Source organism: Hominimerdicola alba 8 (assembly GCF_000178155.2).
Lineage (GTDB): Bacteria > Bacillota > Clostridia > Oscillospirales > Ruminococcaceae > Hominimerdicola > Hominimerdicola alba_C.
Map to the genome: position 1 here is coordinate 1 of NZ_ADKM02000047.1, position 4,798 is coordinate 4,798.

At 49.9% G+C, this 4,798-nt stretch carries 2 protein-coding genes; one reads left to right on the forward strand and one right to left on the reverse strand.

All coding sequences use genetic code 11. From position 1 onward, the window contains the following. Nucleotides 1–2,201, forward strand: a 2,201-nt coding sequence (locus CUS_RS04255; RefSeq protein ID WP_037276541.1) for an SGNH/GDSL hydrolase family protein, incomplete at its 5' end; no start/stop codon positions are given. Between the two features lie 189 nt (nucleotides 2,202–2,390). Here the strand turns inward: CUS_RS04255 and metE are convergent. Then, nucleotides 2,391–4,664: a 5-methyltetrahydropteroyltriglutamate--homocysteine S-methyltransferase gene (gene metE / locus CUS_RS04260; protein WP_002847715.1), complete on the reverse strand. Its 2,274-nt coding sequence runs from the start codon at nucleotides 4,662–4,664 to the stop codon at nucleotides 2,391–2,393. Nucleotides 4,665–4,798 lie beyond the last annotated feature (134 nt).

Genomic DNA, 4,798 nt, shown 5'->3' on the forward strand with positions numbered 1-4,798 from the left:
TTTCAGGAGAGGAGAGTGAGTCTGTTATGAAAAAACATCTGATGGCATTGCTGGCGGCACTGATCTCCTTTGCTGCGGCTGAATGCCTGCCGCTGAACGGCGCTGCAATGTCGGCAGAAGATGATGGTCTTATCGTAGTTTCGCTGGGCGACTCCTACTCATCGGGCGAGGGCATTCTGCCATTTTACAGTCAGGAAAAGGATACCTCCGAAAAAGTGGCTGACCTTGACTGGCTGTCACATCGTTCGCGTGGGTCGTGGATCGGGACGCTTGTGGTCGGCAATGACCGCCCGCTCTCCGAGTCACGGAACAGCAGGTGGTTCTTTGCAGCTGCCACAGGCGCAAAAACTTCGCATATCAGCAGAGATCAACAGGCAAGGGTGTACAGCTACGAAGGGTACAGCGGCACAGCTTATCTGCCGAAACAGCTTTCTGTAATAACCGATAACGGCTTGCAGGGCAAGGTCGATTATGTAACTCTAACCATTGGCGGCAACGATATCGGCTTCCCGAAATTGATAAAAAACACCATCATGCACAGCAGCGCGGCTTTCCAAAAGGATATCGAAGCACTCTGGAAGGATTTCAATGCCGCAGACGGTATCCGTGATGACATTAAGGCTTGTTATTATGATATCGCAGAGGCGGTAGGTCCGCAGGCTGCGATAATAGTGGCAGGTTACCCGCCCCTGCTTGACCCTGACGGCATTCCATTTAGTGCAAGATCGGGATTTATCTCTGTTAGTGCGGAAAATTGCAAGCTGCTGAACGAAGCAGCAGCCGAGTTCAACAAAAGACTAAGTGAGATAGTTGAAGAATGTCAGCGCGATGGCATGAACATTCGCTTTGTAGATGTTGCTGACAGCTTTGCAGGTCATGAAGCCTTTACCGATGACCCCTACATTTTTCCTATCAGGGCAGGCTCGGGCAGTCAGGATATCGATGATTCAAATATGGTAAACCAGTCTACGCTGCACCCAAATGAAAAAGGTGCGGCAGTATATGCGGCGGCTGTGCAGGCGGTCATTGACAGTGACGGCAACGGTAAGCCTGTGAATGCCTGTGAGGTGTCACTATCCGATGGCTATAACGCGGCGGTCAGCTTTGCAGACTGTGATGATAGCGTAAGATCGGCAGAGTTCAGTGCAGGGGATACCGTTACTGTCAGCGTTTCGCCCATATCGGATATCATAGCCGAAACATCAAACCCCGTCTGGACGGTAAGCAGCGGCGAAGTAAGCTATGAATGTGAAACATCAGCCGATGGTACGACCGTGACTTTCACCATGCCCGAAAACAGCGTAACGGTCAGCTGCGGTTATTCGTTACAGAAAAGCATGGTGGTGGGCAGCAGCCTTTCGCTGGGAGGCGATATCGGCGTGAATATCTACGTGCTCCCAGATGCTGAAACCGCAAAAGGCGGATATGCCGCAGTAATGGGACCAAACGACAAAACGCCTCATCGCTTTGAGTTTGCTGATATGCCACTGACTGCCAACGGCTACCGCGTAGGTTCTTCTGTTTATTTAAGTCAGCAGGACGGTGAAGTGCGTGTAAGGCTGTATGATGCCGATGGCAAAGCACAGACCCTCTACACGATCGGCGGTAAAAAGCTGGGCGGCAGTTACACCGCATCGGTTGAAAAATATATCGAACACATAAAAGCCGACAGCGGCAGTTTTGACCCAAAACTTACAGAACTTGCAGATGCCCTCAAATATGTCGGCGCTTGTACTCAGCAGTATTTGGGCATAGAAGATACCGTAAACACTGCCCCCGCAGATATTGCAGATGTCACATCGGCAGATGTTGAGAAGTACAGGGCGGTATCAAGCGGCTCAAAGCCCGATGGTTTCAGCTATATCGGCATCGCACCCATACTTAAAGGCGGCACTGCCATAAGGCTTTACTACACTGCGCCGTCCGATAAACTGCCCACCGTCACCCTTAACGGCATGACGCTGGAAAGTGTTAAGTGCGGCGATAGCTTCTATGTCGAGATACCCGCAGTCAACTGCCGCGAACTTGATAAAGTCTGCACAGTATGCTTTGACAGCTTTAAAATAAGGGTCAGTGCCCTGAGTTATGTTTGGTCGGTGCTTGATAAGTACGGCAGTACTGATGAAGAGCCCGAACTTACGGCGCTGTGCAAAGCGCTGTACAACTATTCGCAGAAAGCCGATGCCTACTTTGCGAAATAGAATAAATAATGTGGTTATCCCGCTGACACATCACCGGAAAAAGCGGTTTTAATGAATAGTCATATAAAAATAAGCGCCCGCGCATTCCTTACATTGGAAAGCGCGGGCGCTTGGTTATAGAATATGTTATAAAGAACATCTCATGACGGGGATATCATTGATGTTCTTTCAACGCAGTCAGCAGCAGTATCAGGCGTTCTCTTCACGAGCCTGTTTTGCGGCATTTACAAGGTTCTTAAGGCTGGGTACGGTTTCCTCAACGCCTCTGGTCTTAAGACCGCAGTCGGGGTTTACCCACAGCTTGGAAATGTCGATGCGGGCTTTCATCTTGTCGATGGCAGTCTTTATCTCTTCCTGCGAGGGTATTCTCGGCGAGTGTATATCGTACACGCCGGGACCCACTTCGGTGCGGAAATCGTTGGCTTTCAGCACATCGAGAATGGTGAGGTCTGAACGGGAAGCCTCAAAGGTGATGACATCTGCGTCCATGTCGTCGATATCCTTGATGATGTCGGCAAACTCACTGTAGCACATATGTGTGTGTATCTGAGTTTCCGGGCGCACACCGCTGTGAACGTATCTGAATGCGGGGATAGCCCAGTCGAGGTAATCTTCGCGCCAGTCGGACTTTCTCAATGGCAGTTTCTCGCGCAGTGCGGCTTCATCTACCTGAATGATGCTGATGCCGTTGGCTTCAAGGTCAAGTACCTCTTCACGGATAGCCAGTGCTATCTGGAATGCGCTTTCCTTAAGGGTTATATCTTCGCGGGGGAACGACCAGTTGAGTATGGTAACGGGACCTGTCAGCATGCCCTTCATCGGCTTGTCGGTAAGGCTCTGGGCATATTTTGACCACCTTATGGTCATCGGTCTGGAGCGTGAGATATCGCCCCAGATAACGGGCGGCTTTACGCACCTTGTACCGTAGGACTGAACCCATGCCTTCTCGGTGAAGATGTAACCGTCAAGGCATTCACCGAAGTATTCTACCATGTCGTTTCTCTCGAACTCGCCGTGTACAAGCACATCAAGACCTATCTCTTCCTGAAGTGCCACGCAGTCAGCTATCTTCTTCTCGATGAACTTCTCATAGTCCTCAGCATTCATTTCGCCTGTGCGGAATGCCTTTCTCGCCGCCTTGACATCTGCGGTCTGTGGGAAAGAACCGATGGTAGTGGTCGGGAAGAGGGGCAGTTTGAAGCGCTCTTTCTGTATCTTCTCACGCTCTGCAAAAGCGGGCAGTCTTATGAAGTCCTTCTCGGTCAGCGCAGCGACTTTTGCCCTTACTGCGGGGTCATCACCGCTCCTTACCTCAGCGTGCAGTTCTGTGTTGCGGCGGTAAGCCTCAGTTTCTTCTGGCTTTTCAGCGCTGAGTATCTCTTTCAGTTCAGCCAGTTCGCTCAGCTTTTCTTCTGCATACGCAAAATGCTTCTTGACATTTGCGGGCAGCTTGCTCTCGTTAGCCAGTGTGCAGGGCACATGCAGCAGTGAGCAGGTAGTGTTCAGCACTATGTCATCGGCGTACTTTTTCAGCTCGGAAATGATCTTTACAGTCTTCTCGTAGTTGTTGCGCCAGATGTTCTTGCCGTTTACCACGCCTGCGAAAAGCACCTTGTCTTTCGGGAAACCCTTTGTGCTTACCAGTTCAAGGCTCTTCTTGCCCTCGTTGAAGTCTATGCCGATGCCGTCAAACGGGAGAGCGGTAAGTTCATCATAGCAGTCGCGCACATCACCGAAATATGTCTGCGCCAGTATCTTAACGCCCTTCTTGTCAGCCAGTATCTTCTGATACAGTGAAACGAACAGTGCGATGTCCTCAGCAGTCATGTCCTTTACCAGCGAGGGTTCATCTATCTGTATCCACTCAGCGCCCAGTTCTGCGAACTTAGCGATAAGTTCTGCATAAGCCTTTACAGCGGCATCAGCGAAGTCAGCGGCAGTCTTTTTGCCTGTGTACCTTGCCAGCTTAAGGAAAGTGTATGCGCCTATGATGACAGGGCGGGTCTTAACGCCGTTGTCGAGAGCCTCTTTGAAAAGGTCGAATGGCTTTGTACCGTTCAGTTTTATCTCGGTGCTGTCATCTATTTCGGGAACCATGTAGTGGTAGTTTGTGTTGTACCATTTCTTCATAGCCAGTGCTTTAACATCACCCTTTTCGCCCTGATAGCCTCTTGCGGCTGCGAAGTATGTGTCAAGATGTGAAAGTCCGCGTGCTGTGTATCTTTCGGGCACTGCATTCAGCAGGAATGCTGTGTCCAGCAGACCGTCATAATACGAAAAGTCGTTGGACGGTATGAAATCCAGTCCGCTGTTCTTCTGGAGTTCTAAGTTGTGCAGACGTATCTGCTTTGCGGTCTGCTCCAGTTCGTCGGCGTTTATCTCACCTCTGAAATATTCCTCACTTGCAAATTTCAATTCGCGCAAGCCGCCTATTCTCGGATAACCAATTATCGATGTTTTCATTTCCTATTCCTCCTGTATGATTAGTATGCGTTTATTATACCATACTTTTCGGAAAAGTGGTAATACTTGTTTTTTCTGTTTAGCCATAGTCTAAAACTATATCTGCTGACAACGTTATCACCGTTCACTATATC

Coding starts and splice junctions, on each gene's coding strand:
- metE (WP_002847715.1), bottom strand. CDS start 4,664: ATGAAAACATCGATAATTGGTTATCCGAGAATAGGCGGCTTGCGCGAA.